The sequence below is a fragment of the Streptomyces sirii genome (genome assembly GCF_045690365.1).
In the GTDB taxonomy this organism is placed as follows: Bacteria; Actinomycetota; Actinomycetes; order Streptomycetales; family Streptomycetaceae; genus Streptomyces; species Streptomyces sirii.
Genome location: NZ_CP147982.1, coordinates 802,867 through 818,606, shown reverse-complemented (window position 1 = coordinate 818,606; position 15,740 = coordinate 802,867). Strand labels below are relative to the sequence as shown.

Here is a 15,740-nt window from a genome sequence, read left to right as displayed (position 1 = left end):
ATGAGGAAAGATCGATTCTCCGCGGCACGCTCGGAAATTGTTGGGAAATGTGATCGAGGGGTTTTGTCGAGCATGACCGGTAGATGTCTTATCGAGCGTTCATTTCTTCTGCTTCAGTGGGGCGCGTTGTGAGTCGCACTTATTGAGGAGGCCAGATGGCCGAAGTCAAGAAGGTCGCCCGCCCAGCGGTCACCGCGTCGACCCGTCCCTGCGCGTTCGTCTCGCCGGACAGGGGCAACGCCCCGACCATCACGCCCGCCCGTAAGCAGGCAGAGGTCGTCTCGACCTCCGCTGAGCAGCGGAAAGAGCGTACGTCGGCCTAAGGGCTGAGGTTCCCCGGGGCCCTGCCGACCGGCCGGGCCCCGGTCTGCAAGCGCGGGCCGGGACCAGATTCGGAACCGGTCCGCGCCCAACGGCCCCGCGCCGAAATCCCATTCACCGACGCCGTGCCGCACGCCGTATGCGCGCGCCCCGGAGCCGCGCCCTACGCCGGGTCGGAAGTCGTAAGACGCAGGGAGATATCTTCACCATGCAGAATTCGATGTACCAGTCCTCGCGCTACGTCCGCACCCTGCGTGCCGCGGGTGACCGGGATTTCACGTCGTTCGGGGGCCGGCTCGGCTCCTACGAGGGCGACGAGCGGACCATGGCCTTTCATTCACTCTTCGGAAATGCGCGGCTGATCGACCGGGATATCGTCGAACTCCTCAAGGAGGCCTCCCAGGGCCTCAGTTGGGACCAACTGACGAAGCGGGTCGACGACGACTCGCTGCGCGATCTCGTCGACGCCCGGTTCCTCGTCGAGGCCGGGCACGACGAGGCAAGGGAGATCGACGGCCTGCTGGAGAGCCGGCAGAGCGCACTGGGCAGCGGCGTGTTCCACTCCTCCATCCAGCTCGTGCTCACCAACGCCTGCAACTTCTCCTGCCAGGGCTGCTTCGCGTACAACTTCGACGGCGGCGTCGAGGAGCGCAACACCTCCGGCGAGTCGGTGAAACCCGGTCCGGTCCTGGTCGAACTGCGCCGCTCGCGCGACGACGCCGGCCCCCTCCGTCAGGACTCGGGCCCCACGCTCGCCAAGGGCGACTGGAACCACGGCGCGGACGAGGGCCGCAACCCCTCGATGCACATGTCGCGCGAGGTGGCCGAGAAGACCGTCAAGGAAGCCATCGAGCTGCGCAAGGCCAACGGCGGCGGCCATCTGACGGTGTCGTTCTTCGGCGGCGAGCCCACCCTGGCGCGGGCCACCATCCTGCACGTGCTGCGCACCTTCGGCGACCGCCACGACGGGGTCACCCTCTCCTACGACCTGACCAGCAACGGCTCCCGCATCGACGACGAGCTGCTGGCGGCGCTCGCCAGGCACCGCGTCGACACCACCGTCTCCATCGACTACCTGGTCCCGGAGACCGGCGAGTTCCGCGGCGGCCAGCAGCAGCGCACCCCATGGGCGGTGGTCCGCAAGGCGATCCTCGACATGAAGGGCGCGGGCGTCCCGGTCAGCATCACCTCGGTGCTCTCCCAGTACACCTGGGACAAGTGGGGCACCCCGCTCATCGACTTCGTCGCCGAGGCCGGTCTGGACTCCCTGGACGTCATCGTGTCGTTCCAGGCCAAGGAGTTCTTCCAGCAGCACAGCCCGCACGACGTGGCGCAGCGACTGCTGGCCGCCGTCGACTACGGGCGCGAGCGCGGTGTGCAGCTCAGCGGCTACTGGTACCAGACCTTCCAGATGATCGTCGACGAGGCCAAGTGGGCCCAGCAGGCCGACTACAAGACCTGCCCGGCGGTCGGCCGCCAGCTCTCCATCGAGCCCAACGGCAGCGTCTTCGCCTGCAAGGCCACCGCCCGCAAGCTGGGCACCATCGACGACTGGCGCGGCATCTTCTCCTCTCCCGCCTACCAGGACTACGGCATGCGGGCCTACACCAACGGCCCCGGCTGCCAGGGCTGCGAACTCCAGGGCACCTGCTCGGGCGGCTCCGCCGGAGCGCTGGAGGAGGAGAACGGCTCGATCCAGCTGATGTCACCCGGCTACTGCGCCTACATGCGCGAGGTGGTGCAGGGCCTCCTGGAGCGCCATCACGCCCAGGGCCTCGCCACCCTGTCCTGACCCGGGCCCCTCCCGACGCTCTCCGCAACGGCCCGCCCCCTCCGTGAGGCGGTCTGCCGATCCACGACCCGGCCCCGCGACTCCCCTCCGGGCCGACGAAGGGTGACTGGTTCCATGGCAACGATTGGGATGCACTTCGGCCATGACGCGGGTGCCGCGCTCACCGACGCGGGCGGCTACCGCGTCATCGAGGCCGAGCGCCGCCTGGGGCTGCGTCATGTGTGCGGCGGCAACGGCGACTTCCCGCGAGCCGCCGCCGAGTGGCTGGCGGAGCTACGGGAGCGGGCGGCGAGCCCGGTGACCGGGATCGCCGTGGCCGACTGGTACACGCCGATGTGCCAGGTGCTGCCGCCGGCGCTGGTCGAACTCGTCAACGAGGACGCCCGCTGGACGGCCACCGGCGGCACCGGCCTCGCCGACGCGGTGACCCGGGTGATCAAACCCCTGGACTGGCCGCCGGCCAAGGGGTTCGGCGACATCACGCTGACCGCGGTGCGCCACCACTACGCGCACGCCGCACTCGCCTACTACACCTCCGGGGCCCGCAAGGCCCTGGTGCTGGCCCTGGACGGAACCGCCAACTACGCCGAGTGCGGCATGGTCTGCCTCGGCGACGGCGACCAGCTGACCCCGGTGATGTCCTTCACCAACCGCACCGGCCCGCGTTTCGGCCTGGTCTACGAGGCCCTCGCACGGCGCGTCCACGGCAGCCAGTTCGACACCGGCAAGCTGCTCGGGCTGACCGCCACCGGGGAGTGCGACGCCTCCCTGCTGCCGGTGCTGCGCGCCATGCTCGTCCCGCAGTCCGCCCGGCGCGCCTCGCCGGACCTCTTCGAGCCGCTCGACGAGGACCGGCTGACCGGCACCGCGCTGCGCTATGCCGACACCTGGTGGGAGTACGACCCGCACAGCGGCGGCTATCTGGACGCGGGACTGGCCGACTCCTCGGACGACGACGTCGTGCACTCCTTCGGCTCGGTCTTCCCCGACGAGATCCGCACCGCGGACGGCCGGACGACCGCGGTCGGGACCTCCCCCGACGAGCGCGTCTGCCGGGACCTGGCCGCCACCTTGCAGACCGCCGTGGAGCGGGACCTGACGCGACTGGTCACCGGTATCAGCCGGCGCTTCCCCAGCTACACCACGCTCTGCTACGCGGGCGGCTGCGCGCTCAACATCACCGCCAACAGCCGCCTCGCCGAGTGCGGCCAGTTCACCCGGGTGTCCATCCCGACCTGCTGCGACGACTCCGGCATCGCGCTGGGCGCGGCGCTGGCCGCCGCCGACCCGGCCGACCGCCCGGCCCTGCTGAACGGTTCGCGATCCACGCCGCTGGCCTACGCCGGACCGCCGCTGGAGGGCCTGGACACGGCGGACGGCGACGACGTGGCCCCGGACGGCGGTCTCGCACGGCGGCTGGCCGGCCTCGGGTTGTCCCTGTACCGCCCGGCCGACGACGAGGAGTTCCTCCAGAGCGTTGCCGACCTGCTGGCCGTCCGGCGCTGTGTGGCCTGGCTGGAGGGCGGCCTGGAGACCGGGCCGCGGGCGCTGGGCCACCGCTCGCTGCTGGTCTCGGCCCATTGGAGCGGCGCCCGCCGGTACGTCTCCCAGACGATCAAGCAGCGGGAGTGGTTCCGGCCGGTCGCGCCGATCTGCCCGGAGGAGGTGGCCGAGCAGTACTTCACCGGCCCCCTGGACCACACCGAGACCATGCTGTTCGCGGTACGGGTGCGGCCCGACCGGGCCCGGCAGCTCGCCGAGGCGCGGCATATCGACGGCACGGCCCGCCTGCAGACCGTACGGCGCGACGCCCAGCCCCTGCTGCACGGGTTGTGCCACGCGGTGGCCGCCCGCACGGAGTTGCCCGTGCTGATCAACACCAGCGCCAACGGCGGCGGCCGCCCCATCCTCAACCACCTCGACGAGGCACTGGAGTTGCTCACCGAGACCGAGCTGGACGCCGTGGTGCTGCCCGAACGCCGCCTGATCATCGAGTGACCCGGTCCCGCCCCCGCCCGCCCCGTCCAACGCTCCGTACCCGTTCCCCCCCGACACCCCGACCGGGCGAAGTTTGGCCGAATCGGACATGTCGGGGCCGCCCCGTCCCACCCGATCATGTGCAGGCGTCGTGTCCCTGGAGAGTGCCCGTGGCCGCCATTCCACTGCGAGACATCCGCAAGACCGAACCACTGCGCGTCCTGTCCCCCGCGGACTGGCAACAATGGATCGACCAAGGCTATGTGATCGTCCGTCAGGCGGTGGCGCCGGAGACCGTCGCCGCGCTCACCGACGGCCTCTGCTCCTTCCTCGACATGCGCCCCGAGGCCCCCTCGACCTGGACCTCGCCGCACACCGGCAACGACCGGCTGCCGGGCCACAGCGGGCTGGTCGAGATGTACAACCACCAGGCCCAGTGGGACATCCGGCAGACCCCGCGGGTGTACGGGGCCTTCGCCGACATCTGGGACCGCGGCGACCTGTGGGTCACCATCGACTTCGCCAACGTCAACCCGCCCAACCGGGGCCCGCGCGCCTTCGCCGGGTTCATCCACTGGGACGTGGACACCTCCACCGACCCGCTGCCGTTGAGCTGCCAGGCGGTGCTCTCGCTGACCCACGGCGACGAGGAGATCGGGGGTTTCCAATGCGTGCCGGAGATCTTCACCGAGTGGGAGAAGTGGGTGAGCGGCCAGCCCGCCGACCGCGACCCGATCACGCCGGACATCACCGGCTACTCGATCACCACACCGGAGGTCGCGCCCAGCGACCTGATCATCTTCAACAGCCTGCTGCCGCACGGGGTGCACCCCAACGTCTCCCAGGGCCGGGTGCGGATGGCCCAGTACCTGACCATGGCGCCCGCCTGGCAGGAGAACGCCGACCTCCGCGAGGCCCGGGTGCGGTTCTGGCGGGACCGCATCCCACCGCATCCACCGGAGGGCGGGGTGCGCAAGGACGAGGCCGAGCTGTACGGGCCGGCGACGCTGACCGAACTGGGCGAACGGCTGCTGGGCCTGCGTGCATGGCCCGAGGGGAGCGCCGTTGACTAGTACCGCCAGGTCCGGGACCCGCCCGGCCCGCCGTGTGGACCTGGGCCGCCCGTTCCGCTGGCTGTGGGCCTCGACGGCCGCCTCCAACGCGGGCGACGGCGTCACCCGCACCCTGCTGCCGCTGCTGGTGGTCACGCACCACCCCGACCCGGCGGCGGTCGCCGGACTGACCGCCGTCAACATGCTGCCCTGGCTGCTGTTCGCACTCCCCGCCGGCGTCCTGGTGGACCGGGTGGACCGGCGCCGGATCGTGCTGGGCAGCAACCTCGTTCGTGCCGCGGCCCTGCTCGGCGCGGCCCTGGTGCTCGCCGACGACCGCCCGCTGGCCCTGCTGTACGCGCTGGCGTTCCTGCTGGGCATCGCCGAGACCCTCGCCGACACCGCGGCGCCGGCGATGCTGCCGCGCCTGGTGGACGAGCGGCATCTGGAGCGCGCCAACGGGCGGCTGATGGCGGCGCAGATCGTGCTCAACGAAACGGCCGGACCGCCCGTGGCGGGCCTGCTGGTAGGCGTGACCGCCGCCGCGGCGCTGGCCACCGGCGGGGTGCTCTACGCGCTGGCCGCACTGCTGCTGTTCGGCCTCGCCCCGCTCGTCCGCCCCGGCCGCGAGGCGGCACCGGGCGGGGCGGGCGGCGGAGTGCTGCGCGACATCCGCGAGGGGCTCGGCTTCGTCCTGGGCGACCGCACCCTGCGGCTCACCCTGGCCGCGAGCGCCCTGTACGGCCTGGTGTTCTCGGCGACCTTCTCGATGCTGGTGCTGCTGAGCGACCGCACTCTGGGGCTGAGCGAGACCGGGTACGGGCTGCTGCTCGCCGCCGGTTCGCTGGGCGCCGTCGCCGGCAGCTGGCTGGCGCCCCGGGCCGCCGCCCGAGTGCCCACCGTACGGCTGGCCCGGTGGTCCCTGGTGGCGTCCGGGGCCGCGTACGCCGCGCTGGGCCTGGGCCGTCACCCGGTCCTGGCCGCGCTGGCGCTCGCCGCCAACGGCGTCTTCATGATGGGCTGGAACATCCCCGTGATGTCGCTGCGCCAGCGACTCACCCCGGAAGACCTCCAGGGCCGGGTGATGAGCGTGTCCCGGCTGTGCTCGTGGGGCACCATGCCGGTCGGTGCCACGCTCGGCGGACTGCTCGCCGAAGCCCTGTCCGTGCCCGCGGTGTTCGTGGTGTGCGGGGCCGTCCTGGCCACGGGGGCCCTGCTGCTGCTCGCGCCCCTGCGCGAGGACCACTCCGCGCCCGGCGGCTGGCTCGCGCACACCGAACCCCCGGCGCCCCGCACACCATCACCGTCGACCGACCGACCGCCGTCCGATCCACCTCCGCACCACGACCCCCTCGACAAAGGATGACCCTTGGACACTCAGCTCTACGACACGGTGATCGTCGGAGGCGGCCCGGCCGGCCTCAACGGGGCGCTCTACCTGGGACGTTCACGCCGCCGGGTGCTGCTGATCGACTCCGGCGACGCCCGCAACATGGCGGCCGGCGTGATGCACAACGTCCTCACCAACGACGGCACGACGATCGCGGACTTCCGAGCCCGCTCCCGCGCCCAACTCGCCGCGTACGACGTGACGTTCCGCGACGACGAGGTGGTGTCGGCCGAACCTGACGGTGACCACGTGGTGGTCACCACCAAGGAGTCCGGCACCTTCCGCACCCGCACCCTGCTCTACGCGGCCGGTGTGCGCTCGGTGCTGCCGCCGGTCCCTGGCCTGGCGGACCTGTGGGGCAAGACGGTCCTGGAGTGTCCGTACTGCCACGCCTGGGAGGTACGCGAACGCAGCTTCGCCGTGTACGGGGGGACCGTGCCCAGCGAGTGCCTGGCCGCGACCCTGACGGTGTGGTCCGACACCATCACCTACCTCACCGACCGGCGTGAGCTGCCCCAGGACGAGCGCGACCGCCTCACCGCGGCCGGCGTACCCGTCGTCACCGACCGGGTCGGCGAGGTGAAGCCGCACCCCGAGGGCGTCGAGGTCCTCTTCGAGGACGGCCGGTCCGCGCGTTACGGGGCGCTCTTCCTGCACCTGGACATCGAGCCCCGGGTGGCCCCGCTGCGCCCCTGGCTGCAGGCCCCGGACCTGGAGTCCGTACAGACCGACGAACGCGGCCGCACCAGTCTGCCCCGGCTGTACGTGGCCGGGGACCTCGGGCGGAACATGCAGCAGGCAGCGATGGCCGCGGCCAGCGGAGGCCTGGCCGCCATGGCCGTCAACGCCGACCTGATCCGCGAGGACCGCCCCGGCTCCCTGCCCGAACCGCCGCCCCCGGCGCCGGCCCGCTGAGCACACACCGCCCACCCCGCACCCACCGTGCCCACGAGCCGCACCGCGCACGGCGGAACGCCCGGTCACCACGGAAGGCACCACAGCCACACACCGCGCACCGACGGGAGCCCCTTCGCGATGACGTCACCCCGCGCCGAGTTCACCCCGCACATGGAGCACTACACCTTCGTCCTGGAGGACCAGCCCTATCTGGGGTACTTCCAGTACGGCAACGAGAAGACCCCCGTCTACACCACCGACCGACACGGCTTCCGGGTCACCCCGGGCCCCGCCGGGCTCCGGGCGACGGTCGGCGACGACCGCCCCGACGGCCCGGTACGGGTGCTCGCGGGCAGCTCCGCGGTCTTCGGTGTGGGCGCCACCGGAGACGCGGCCACCATCACCGCGCGGCTGTGGCACACCCACGCGCCCCGGCTGCCCTGGCTGAACATCGCCGGGCAGAGCCACAACTCCGCCCAGGAACTCCTGCTGTTCACCCTGTTCCAGCACGAACTCCCGCCGGTCGAGGACATCGTGCTGCTCTCCGGGGTCAACAACCTGGTGCTCAGCCGGCTGCCCGAGGAGCAGCAGGGCCGGCACGGCGCGTTCTTCGACTGCGGCCCCGCCCCCGACGCCGTACCGCCTCCGGACCAACGAGTCGCCCACGCAACAGAGCTGACAACCCGTCACCTCGGCGGGTGGAAGTCGCTCGCGGACGCCCTCGGCGCCCGGCTGACCTTCGTGCTCCAGCCGCTCGCGCCCTGGGTGCGCGCCGAGCCGCTGCCCCGCGAGCAGCTGCTCTTCGAGGAGCTGGACGAGATGTCCAACTTCCGCCGCTTCCACAACGACATCTCCACCATGGCGGTGGGTCGCACCTACGCGGACCGGCTGGCCGCCGGCTGCGCCCGGCTCGATGTGCCGTTCCTGGACATGAACGTGGCCCTGGCCGAGGCCGCCGGTCCGGAGGACTGGCTGTTCATCGACCGCGTGCACTGCACCGACCTGGGCTACGACCTGGTGGCCCGGCAGCTGGCGGACCGCATCGACCTGGCGTGAGGAGCCCATCCATGCCCGACGACAGCAGCGCGGCGCCCGCGTCGGCGCTCCGCCGCCTCGCCTCCTGGCTGCGGCACCGGGACCGACCCGTGCCCTCCCGCGACGTCCCACCGGACCGGCCTGCCGCCCAGGCCCCGCCGCCGTCCCGGCTGCGGCCGCAGCCCGAGGACGACGCGTCCGTCTACCCCCTGTTCTGACATGGGGAACGGCATGGGCGGTGAGAGCGCCGACCGCTTGAGCCCAGCCGGGCCGGACGGCCCGGTCCTGGGCATCTCCGCCTACTACCACGACAGCGCGGCCGCCCTGGTGGCCGGCGGCACCCCGCTCGCGGCGGCGCAGGAGGAACGGTTCACCCGGCGCCGCCACGACCCCGGCTTCCCCTCGCACGCCGTCTCCTTCTGCCTGCGCGAGGCCGGACTGCGCCTCGACGAGCTGGCGGCCGTGGCGTTCTACGAGGACCCGGCGCTGAAGTTCCGCCGGGTCGCGGCGACTTGGCTGGCCACGGCCCCGCACGGCTTCCCCGTGTTCCGCCGGGCGTTCCCGCAGTGGGCCGGCTGGAAGCGGCGGGCGCTGCACGACGTACGGGCGCGGCTGCGCGACCTGGCGCCCGGGCGGCCGCTGCCGCCGGTCGTGGCCTACCGGCACCATGCCTCGCACGCCGCATCGGCGTTCTTCCCGAGCCCGTACCCGTCGGCGGCGGTGCTCTGCGTCGACGGTGTGGGGGAGTGGGCGACGACGACGCTGTGGCACGGCCGGGGCACCGAACTGGTCCCGCTCGCGGAACTGCGCTTTCCGCACTCGCTCGGCATGCTGTACTCGGCGTTCACCTACTTCTGCGGCTTCAAGGTCGACTCGGGCGAGTACAAGCTGATGGGCCTGGCGCCCTACGGGACGCCGCGCTACGCACCGCTCATCCGGGAACGGCTGATCGACGTCAAGCCGGACGGCTCGTTCCGCCTGGAACTGCGCCACTTCACCTTCCAGTACGGGCGGACCATGGTCGGCCGGGCCTTCGAGGAGCTGTTCGACGGGCCGCGCCGGACACCGGAAGGCCCGCTCACGGAAAGAGAGTTCGACCTGGCGGCCTCGGTGCAGCAGGTCACCGAGGAGGTCATGCTGCGGCTGGCCCGGACGGCGTTGGCACGTACCGGGGAGCGACGGCTGTGCCTGGCCGGCGGCGTGGCGCTCAACTGCGTGGCCAACGGCCGGATCCTGGCCGAGGGGCTCTGCGACGAGGCGTGGGTCCAGCCGGCCGCCGGGGACGCGGGCGGGGCGCTCGGCGCGGGCCTGGCCGAGTCGCACCGCCGAGGGGCGCCCCGCGGCCATGTGGGGCGCGGCACCGACGCGATGGCGGGGGCGCTGCTCGGCCCCGGCTGCTCCGACCGGGAGGTCGAGGAGTTCCTGACCCGGGGCGGATACCCCGCCGTGCGGCTGCCGGAGCGGGAGCTGGTGGAGCGGGTCGCGGCGGAGCTGGCGGCGGGAAAGGTGGTGGGCTGGTTCCAGGGGCGGATGGAGTTCGGACCGCGGGCGCTGGGCAATCGCTCCATCCTCGCCGACCCGCGCGATCCGGCGATGCAGTCCACCCTCAACCTCAAGACCAAGTTCCGGGAGTCCTTCCGTCCGTTCGCGCCCGCGGTGCTGGCCGAGGACGCCAAGGACTGGTTCGACCTGGCGCAGGAGAGCCCGTACATGCTGCTGACCGCGCAGGTCGCCGCGGCACGGCGGCGGGAGTGCGAGGACGTGCCCGAAGGGGCCACGGGCCTGGACCTGCTGCGGGTGCCCCGCTCGACGATCCCGGCGGTCACCCACGTCGACGGCTCGGCCCGGGTGCAGACCGTGTCGGCCGAGCGCAACGCGCGGTTCCATGCGCTGCTCACCGCCTTCCGGGACCGCACCGGCTGCCCGGTGCTGGTGAACACCTCGTTCAATGTGCGCGGGGAGCCGATCGTGCGCGACGTCGAGGAGGCGTACGCCTGCTTCATGCGCACCCGGATCGATCTGCTGGTTCTCGGCGACTTCCTGCTGGACGAGCGGGACCAGCCCGAGTGGCGGGAGGAGGGCGACTGGCGTGCCGCGATCCCGATGGACTGAGCGGCTGCGGCACCTGGCCCTGGCCGCCCTGTACTTCGCGGTGGTCACCCCGGCCGGGCTGTGCGTACGGGCGGTGCGCGACCCGCTGCGGCGTTCCCGGGACGACCGCCGGACGAGCTATCTGGACCGCCCGGCCGGTCCTCACCATCGCCCTGCGAGGCCCGCCCCGTCGCCCCCTGATCCGCCGTAGCCGACGCACGCGGGGCCGCGGGGCGGTCCTCGCGGACGTCGTGGCCCGCCGCTTGCCTACCGGCCGCCGGGCTCCCTGGCCGAGGTCACCACCACACGACGCGTACCGAGGACGAGAACGCGGGACTCCGCCTCGGTGAAGCCGCACTCCGCCGCCCAGACACTCGCCTCCTGCGCGGTCCGGGGCAGCGGCACATCGCGGGCGACATGCCCCGAGAAACGCTCCGACGGACGGAAGTGCGTGGCCAGCGGCAGCGTGAAGCCCACCCGGCCACCCGGGCGCAGGGCCCGCCGCCAGTCGGCCGGCGCCCGGCACCCGAGGAAGTGCAGCGAGGAAGCGCAGAGCACGACGTCGAGGGAGCGATCGGCAACCGGCAGCGGTACGGCATCGGCGACCCGCCAGTCGATCGCCGCGTCCGGTACCAGGCCCGCGGCACGGGCCCGGCCCACCTCGACCATCCCGGGAGACACATCGACGGCCAGGACGGGGTGCGCGGTCTCGGGCCGGCTCCGCGCGAGTTGCAGGGCGACGGCTCCCGCTCCGCACGCCACGTCGGCGACTTGGTCGCCCGCACCGGGGGCCACCCACGCGATCAGCGCCCGGGCGATCTCCTCGTGGTGCCGGTGATCGTAGCTGTCGGCCAGCTCGTCGAAGGCCCCGGCCAGCGCCGCGCTCTGTGTCACCGTCCGATCCTATCCACCGCGCGCCGCCCCCGCGCCGACGGCCGGGCGGGGCGTCGCGGGAACCGCCCCGCCGCCCCCTCCCCACACCTACCGCCCGCGCACGTCATCTCCCACCTGCCAGTTCCCGTTCCACGACCACCCGGAAACCGTGCGGCGGGCGTCCGGTGAGGCGCTGGACGGTGTCGGTGGTGCGGTCCTCGGCGCCCTCGGCGATGGCACGGTCCATACCGGCCGGCATCGCGGCGAACTCCGCCGGCATCTGTTTCGGCCAGACGGACACGCAACTGTTCGTACGTCAGCGGACGATGGGCCACAGGTCGGCCGGTGACCTCCCTGATGACGGTGGCGATGTCGTCGTGGCTGAGCGCCTCCGGCCCGGTCAGGATCAGGTCGGTGTCGGGCGCGTGGTCGTCGGTCAGGGCATGTACGGCGACGGCGGCGATGTCGTCCGCGTCGACGAATCCGACCCGGCCGGTCCCGGTCGCGGGACCGGCTCCGCGCCCGCGACCGGGGTGGCCCGTCGACTGGCGGCTTTGACGCGGTGGCCGGCGGCGGTCAGCCGCGCCGCCGTACGGCTGCCGGTGGTGCCGGTGGCGCCGACGACGAGGGTGGTGCCGGTGCCGGTGCCGGTGCCGGTGCTTTTGCTTGTGCCCGTGCTTTTGCTTGTGCCGTTCCTCGGGCGTCGCTCCTGGTGAAGTCCATGCCGGGGGTGTGGACGGCGAGGGGGTTCCAGTAGTCGCGGTAGGAGGTGAAGCGTCCGTCCTGAACGGATACGACGGCGATATAGGTCATGTCGAAGGGGCCGCCGGTCTCCACCACCCGGCCCACGCCGCGCATCTCGACCACGATGGTCTCGGGGGCGGTGGTCTGGTGGATCCGCACGTCGGGCCGGGCATGAGTCCTCCGTCGCGTACGATGACGATGCGGACCGACGGTCCGCTTCCGAAGATACGGACCGCCGGTCCGCATCGCAACTGGAGGAACCACATGACCGAGCGCAGACCGCGCAAGGACGCGGCGCGTAACCGTGCGGCCGTCCTCGCGGCCGCCGACACGCTCTTCGCCCGCTGCCAGAGCCCGGAGGAGGTCACCATGGCCGACATCGCGGCGGCGGCCGGCGTCGGCAAGGGAACGCTCTTCCGTGCCTTCGGTGATCGCACCGGGCTGATCCGAGCGCTGTGTGAAGCACGCCTCGAACCGATCAGGACCGCCGCCGAAGAGGGCCCGCCGCCCCTGGGGCCCGCCGCCGCGCCGCTTCAGCGCGTACCGGCTCTGCTCGACGCCGTCCTGTGCTTCAAACTCGACAACCGCCACCTCGCACTGGCCCTGGAACAAACCGGCAGCGACAGCCCCTACCGCACCGCGCACTACGAGCGATGGCACACCCTGCTCCGTGACTTGCTGGAACAGATTCCGGGCGCGATCGACAGCGACTTCACCGCCCACGCACTGCTCGCCGCCACCCGGGCCGACCTCGTCGAATACCTGACGGGCGAGAAGCACATGTCCCGCGAGGAAATGCGGGGGCAGTTGGCAGCCTTCACCGCCGGAGTGCTCGAGACCCGTGGATAGCGGATACCTCGGCACATTCACATCGTCGGCGCGGCACTAGGGCCTGTCCGATGGGTCATGGCCGGGCCCGCGGCGTCTGGCACGGCACCTCGCGGCGTCTGGCACGGCACTTCGTGGCGTTGCCGAAACATCCCGATAGCTCCGCTATCGAGACGCTCCGGCGCCTTGCGATGCACCGCACCAGACGCCGCGGCCTTTCCAGCCCTGACCCATCGGACAGGCCCTAGAGTGAGACAGTGACCAGTCCGCCGGAAGATCCGTTGCCACTGCTCAACGAAGACGACCGCGAGACGGCCCTGCAGCGCCTGCGGGAGGCATACGCCGATGAGCGCATCTCGCATGAGGAGATGGACGAACGCCTCGACATGGTGCTCACCGCCAAGACGCACAGCGAGTTCGCGTCGGCCCTGGCCTCACTCCCGGAGGAGCGCCCGGGCACCACGTCGACGATCGCTGCCGCCGGCGGGCGGATCCAGCGGCGTGGCGCATGGCGGGTGCCTCGGATCCTCAGGGTCGCGTCCGCATTCGGAAGGGTGCGCCTGGATCTGTCCCGGGCAATCATCGAGCATCCGGTCGTCGACATCGAGCTGCAACTCGGAACCGGCGGCGCCAGAATCACGGTGCCTCGCGACGCGGTCGTCGATGTCGAGGGGTTGCACACCGGTTGGAAGGACCTGAGGTATAAGCCCCGGCGGCGTTCCGGCCTCGGCGGGCCAAAGATTCGAATCTCCGGGACTCTGGGATACGGACGATTGGAGATCCGCCACGCCCGGCGTTGAGTCTCCGGCGTAGCTTCATCGGGTTGGTCGGGCGGCGTATTTCAGGGGGCCTCCTTCCCAGCTGATGCCCTTGTCTCTTCGGGTGCGGGTGTGTTCCTCGCTCGTGCTGCGGCGGCACATGAGTTACTGCGGCCGCTGACCCTGGTGGCCGCGTGACGGCGTGACCGCGGGTCATTCTGATCATTCCGATCGTCATGTTCTGCGGCCGATTACCGCCCCCGGTGCAGCTTTTCGTTCATCCCTCAACGACAACTGCCTTGACTCCAGGGGTAGTTGGCGCCGCCATCAAGGGTTCCATCGCCCTTCGGGTGGAAGTGCCGTTCATCCGCTCGGGGGAGCCGGATGGTTCTGAGGCAGGAAGTGAGGGTCGCCGGCGCCGGACAGCATGGAATCCATGAGCGCAGGGGCCGCACCCTCCCACTTCGGGAGATGGGCGGACCCGCCAGCGCTTTGCCAACGTCACGCACATCGCGTGACAACGAGCCAAAGGGGTAAATCATGCGCATTCGTCGCATAGTTGCCGCGGGTGCCGCCGCGACCGCGCTCTCACTCGGTGCCGCGCTGCCGGCGTTCGCCGACGGTCACGCCTCGGTCGCCGCCAGCCAGGCGGCCGCCGCGAAGCGGAAGGTCGTGGTCTACCAGGACGCCAAGTACGAGAACAGGAGCACGACCTTCACCAAGAACGTCCCGCGGCTGTCGACGTACGGCTGGAACGACACCATCAGCTCCGCCAAGAACACGGGCAACCGTACGGTCACGTTCTACCAGCACAAGAACTACAAGGGCGCCAGCTTCTCCCTGGCGCCCGGCGACCGGGAGGCGCACTTCGGCAACCGTGGCCTGCCCGACTCCACGAGCTCCATCAAGTTCCGCTAAACAGCACGTTCCGTCAGCAACGAACTGCTGACGGGTGGGGTGCGGCGACTGGCGCCGCACCCCGCCCTGCCTGCCACCACACCCCGCTCAACGCGCACTGCGCATTGCGCATTGCACGACGAGAGGCAGCCATGTCGCCCTCCCGCGCCCGGGCCACCACCGCGCTCGCACTGCTGCTCCTGGCCACCACCGCCTGCACAGCCGCAGAGCACGAGTCCGCGCCCGCCCCGCACTCCCCGCCTGTGTCCCGGCAGGCCGAGCAGCTCCGGCTGCCACTGGACGCCTATGCGTCGACCGTGGCCGAGACCCACGTCGTGGAAGACGCACAGGACATCCTCATGCGCCGGTGCATGAAGGACCTGGACATGGAGTGGAAGACCCTGCCCTCGGCGGACGCCCAGGACATCGAGCCGCCGAACCTCCGACGATACGGCGCCGACGAGTCGGAAGCCGTCCGCTACGGATACCACCCGCGCCCCGACCCGCCGTCGGTGGTACGGCGCAACCGCGCCTGGGACGAGCGCGAAGCGCTCCCCGCCGAGGTACAGCGCGCGGCCTACGGGACCTCCGGCAAAGGCGGCTGCTTCAAATCCGCCCAGCACCAACTCGTCGGCGACACCGCTCCACCCGACTACCACGCCTTCAACCAGCTGACCGGCACCGCCCTGGAAACCTCCCGGCGGACCCCCGAAGTACGCGACGCCCTGCGCACATGGCACGCATGCATGGCCAAGGCGGGCTTCGACTACCCGGACCCCTATGCCGCGGCCGGCGACGAGCGCTGGGAAACGGCCGAAACCACACCCGCCGAACGCGCCACTGCCCGCGCCGACGTGGCCTGCCAGAAGTCGACGAAGTTGGTGAAGGTTTGGGCTGCGGCCGAGACTCGTATCCAACGTCGCCTGATCCGGCAGAACGCCGACCGTCTGCGCGAGGCGAAAGCCCGCAAGGACCGCTGGCTGACAGCCGCCCGCCGTGTCCTGAACCGTGAGGGAAGCTGAGGCACGGCCAAGGCGTGTCCGAGCCCCCGGAGTAGGCCAGGGCGAGGAACACGCCCGCGCGAC

At 71.6% G+C, this 15,740-nt stretch carries 15 protein-coding genes and 2 pseudogenes; 14 read left to right on the top strand and 3 right to left on the bottom strand.

The window, feature by feature from the left end; all coding sequences use genetic code 11:
• Window positions 1-155 precede the first annotated feature (155 nt).
• The 10 genes from WAB15_RS03920 (at window position 156) to WAB15_RS03875 (ending at window position 10,766) form a co-directional block, all read left to right on the top strand.
• Window positions 156-323, top strand: a complete 168-nt coding sequence (locus WAB15_RS03920; RefSeq protein ID WP_399144803.1) for a hypothetical protein — start codon at window positions 156-158, stop codon at window positions 321-323.
• A gap of 206 nt (window positions 324-529) precedes the next feature.
• On the top strand, window positions 530-2,113 hold the full coding sequence (locus WAB15_RS03915) for a radical SAM protein (RefSeq protein ID WP_407285329.1): 1,584 nt from the start codon (window positions 530-532) through the stop codon (window positions 2,111-2,113).
• A 114-nt stretch (window positions 2,114-2,227) separates the two neighbouring features.
• Window positions 2,228-4,111 (top strand): carbamoyltransferase C-terminal domain-containing protein, encoded by a 1,884-nt coding sequence (locus WAB15_RS03910; protein WP_407285328.1) that lies wholly within the window; start codon window positions 2,228-2,230, stop codon window positions 4,109-4,111.
• Window positions 4,112-4,260: 149 nt separating this feature from the next.
• Window positions 4,261-5,163: a phytanoyl-CoA dioxygenase family protein gene (locus WAB15_RS03905; protein ID WP_407285327.1), complete on the top strand. Its 903-nt coding sequence runs from the start codon at window positions 4,261-4,263 to the stop codon at window positions 5,161-5,163.
• Window positions 5,156-6,508, top strand: coding sequence for an MFS transporter (locus WAB15_RS03900; protein WP_407285326.1), 1,353 nt, complete (start codon window positions 5,156-5,158; stop codon window positions 6,506-6,508). The genes WAB15_RS03905 and WAB15_RS03900 overlap by 8 nt, the downstream gene beginning before the upstream one ends.
• A 3-nt stretch (window positions 6,509-6,511) precedes the next feature.
• On the top strand, window positions 6,512-7,447 hold the full coding sequence (locus tag WAB15_RS03895; protein WP_407285325.1) for an NAD(P)/FAD-dependent oxidoreductase: 936 nt from the start codon (window positions 6,512-6,514) through the stop codon (window positions 7,445-7,447).
• A gap of 120 nt (window positions 7,448-7,567) precedes the next feature.
• Window positions 7,568-8,485 carry an Inducer of phenazine A gene (locus WAB15_RS03890; RefSeq protein WP_407285324.1) on the top strand — a complete coding sequence of 306 codons (918 nt, stop codon included), beginning with the start codon at window positions 7,568-7,570 and terminating at the stop codon, window positions 8,483-8,485.
• Window positions 8,486-8,496: 11 nt separating this feature from the next.
• Complete coding sequence (locus tag WAB15_RS03885) at window positions 8,497-8,682, top strand: hypothetical protein (RefSeq protein ID WP_407285323.1); 186 nt, start codon at window positions 8,497-8,499, stop codon at window positions 8,680-8,682.
• 13 nt (window positions 8,683-8,695) lie between these two features.
• Window positions 8,696-10,576, top strand: coding sequence for a carbamoyltransferase (locus WAB15_RS03880; RefSeq protein WP_407285322.1), 1,881 nt, complete (start codon window positions 8,696-8,698; stop codon window positions 10,574-10,576).
• Window positions 10,554-10,766, top strand: coding sequence for a hypothetical protein (locus WAB15_RS03875; RefSeq protein ID WP_399144815.1), 213 nt, complete (start codon window positions 10,554-10,556; stop codon window positions 10,764-10,766). Before WAB15_RS03880 ends, WAB15_RS03875 begins: the two co-directional genes overlap by 23 nt.
• Before the next feature lie 56 nt (window positions 10,767-10,822).
• Here WAB15_RS03875 and WAB15_RS03870 read toward each other — a convergent pair whose 3' ends face one another.
• The 3 genes and pseudogenes from WAB15_RS03870 to WAB15_RS03860 all read right to left on the bottom strand — a co-directional run.
• Complete coding sequence (locus WAB15_RS03870) at window positions 10,823-11,449, bottom strand: class I SAM-dependent methyltransferase (RefSeq protein ID WP_407285321.1); 627 nt, start codon at window positions 11,447-11,449, stop codon at window positions 10,823-10,825.
• 103 nt (window positions 11,450-11,552) lie between these two features.
• Window positions 11,553-12,074 (bottom strand): annotated as a pseudogene (locus tag WAB15_RS03865) (NAD-dependent epimerase/dehydratase family protein); the annotation flags it as partial.
• A 59-nt stretch (window positions 12,075-12,133) separates the two neighbouring features.
• A pseudogene (locus tag WAB15_RS03860) lies at window positions 12,134-12,346 on the bottom strand (nuclear transport factor 2 family protein); the annotation flags it as partial.
• Between the two features lie 90 nt (window positions 12,347-12,436).
• Between WAB15_RS03860 and WAB15_RS03855 the strand changes: the two are divergent.
• From WAB15_RS03855 to WAB15_RS03840, 4 genes are all read left to right on the top strand, one after another.
• Window positions 12,437-13,021, top strand: coding sequence for a TetR/AcrR family transcriptional regulator (locus WAB15_RS03855; RefSeq protein ID WP_407285320.1), 585 nt, complete (start codon window positions 12,437-12,439; stop codon window positions 13,019-13,021).
• A gap of 236 nt (window positions 13,022-13,257) precedes the next feature.
• Window positions 13,258-13,800 (top strand): DUF1707 domain-containing protein, encoded by a 543-nt coding sequence (locus WAB15_RS03850; RefSeq protein WP_407285319.1) that lies wholly within the window; start codon window positions 13,258-13,260, stop codon window positions 13,798-13,800.
• Between the two features lie 498 nt (window positions 13,801-14,298).
• Window positions 14,299-14,676: a peptidase inhibitor family I36 protein gene (locus WAB15_RS03845; RefSeq protein WP_407285318.1), complete on the top strand. Its 378-nt coding sequence runs from the start codon at window positions 14,299-14,301 to the stop codon at window positions 14,674-14,676.
• 131 nt (window positions 14,677-14,807) lie between these two features.
• The gene (locus WAB15_RS03840; RefSeq protein ID WP_407285317.1) at window positions 14,808-15,677 is read left to right on the top strand and encodes a hypothetical protein; all 870 of its coding nucleotides are present in this window, start codon (window positions 14,808-14,810) and stop codon (window positions 15,675-15,677) included.
• The last annotated feature ends 63 nt before the right edge of the window (window positions 15,678-15,740 follow it).

What these genes read in the sequence shown, in the direction of transcription:
- WAB15_RS03920 (WP_399144803.1), top strand. Translation starts at nt 156, where the DNA reads ATGGCCGAAGTCAAGAAGGTCGCCCGCCCAGCGGTCACCGCGTCGACC.
- WAB15_RS03910 (WP_407285328.1), top strand. Translation starts at nt 2,228, where the DNA reads ATGGCAACGATTGGGATGCACTTCGGCCATGACGCGGGTGCCGCGCTC.
- WAB15_RS03885 (WP_407285323.1), top strand. Translation starts at nt 8,497, where the DNA reads ATGCCCGACGACAGCAGCGCGGCGCCCGCGTCGGCGCTCCGCCGCCTC.
- WAB15_RS03840 (WP_407285317.1), top strand. Translation starts at nt 14,808, where the DNA reads ATGTCGCCCTCCCGCGCCCGGGCCACCACCGCGCTCGCACTGCTGCTC.
- WAB15_RS03855 (WP_407285320.1), top strand. Translation starts at nt 12,437, where the DNA reads ATGACCGAGCGCAGACCGCGCAAGGACGCGGCGCGTAACCGTGCGGCC.
- WAB15_RS03845 (WP_407285318.1), top strand. Translation starts at nt 14,299, where the DNA reads ATGCGCATTCGTCGCATAGTTGCCGCGGGTGCCGCCGCGACCGCGCTC.
- WAB15_RS03880 (WP_407285322.1), top strand. Translation starts at nt 8,696, where the DNA reads ATGGGCGGTGAGAGCGCCGACCGCTTGAGCCCAGCCGGGCCGGACGGC.
- WAB15_RS03890 (WP_407285324.1), top strand. Translation starts at nt 7,568, where the DNA reads ATGACGTCACCCCGCGCCGAGTTCACCCCGCACATGGAGCACTACACC.
- WAB15_RS03915 (WP_407285329.1), top strand. Translation starts at nt 530, where the DNA reads ATGCAGAATTCGATGTACCAGTCCTCGCGCTACGTCCGCACCCTGCGT.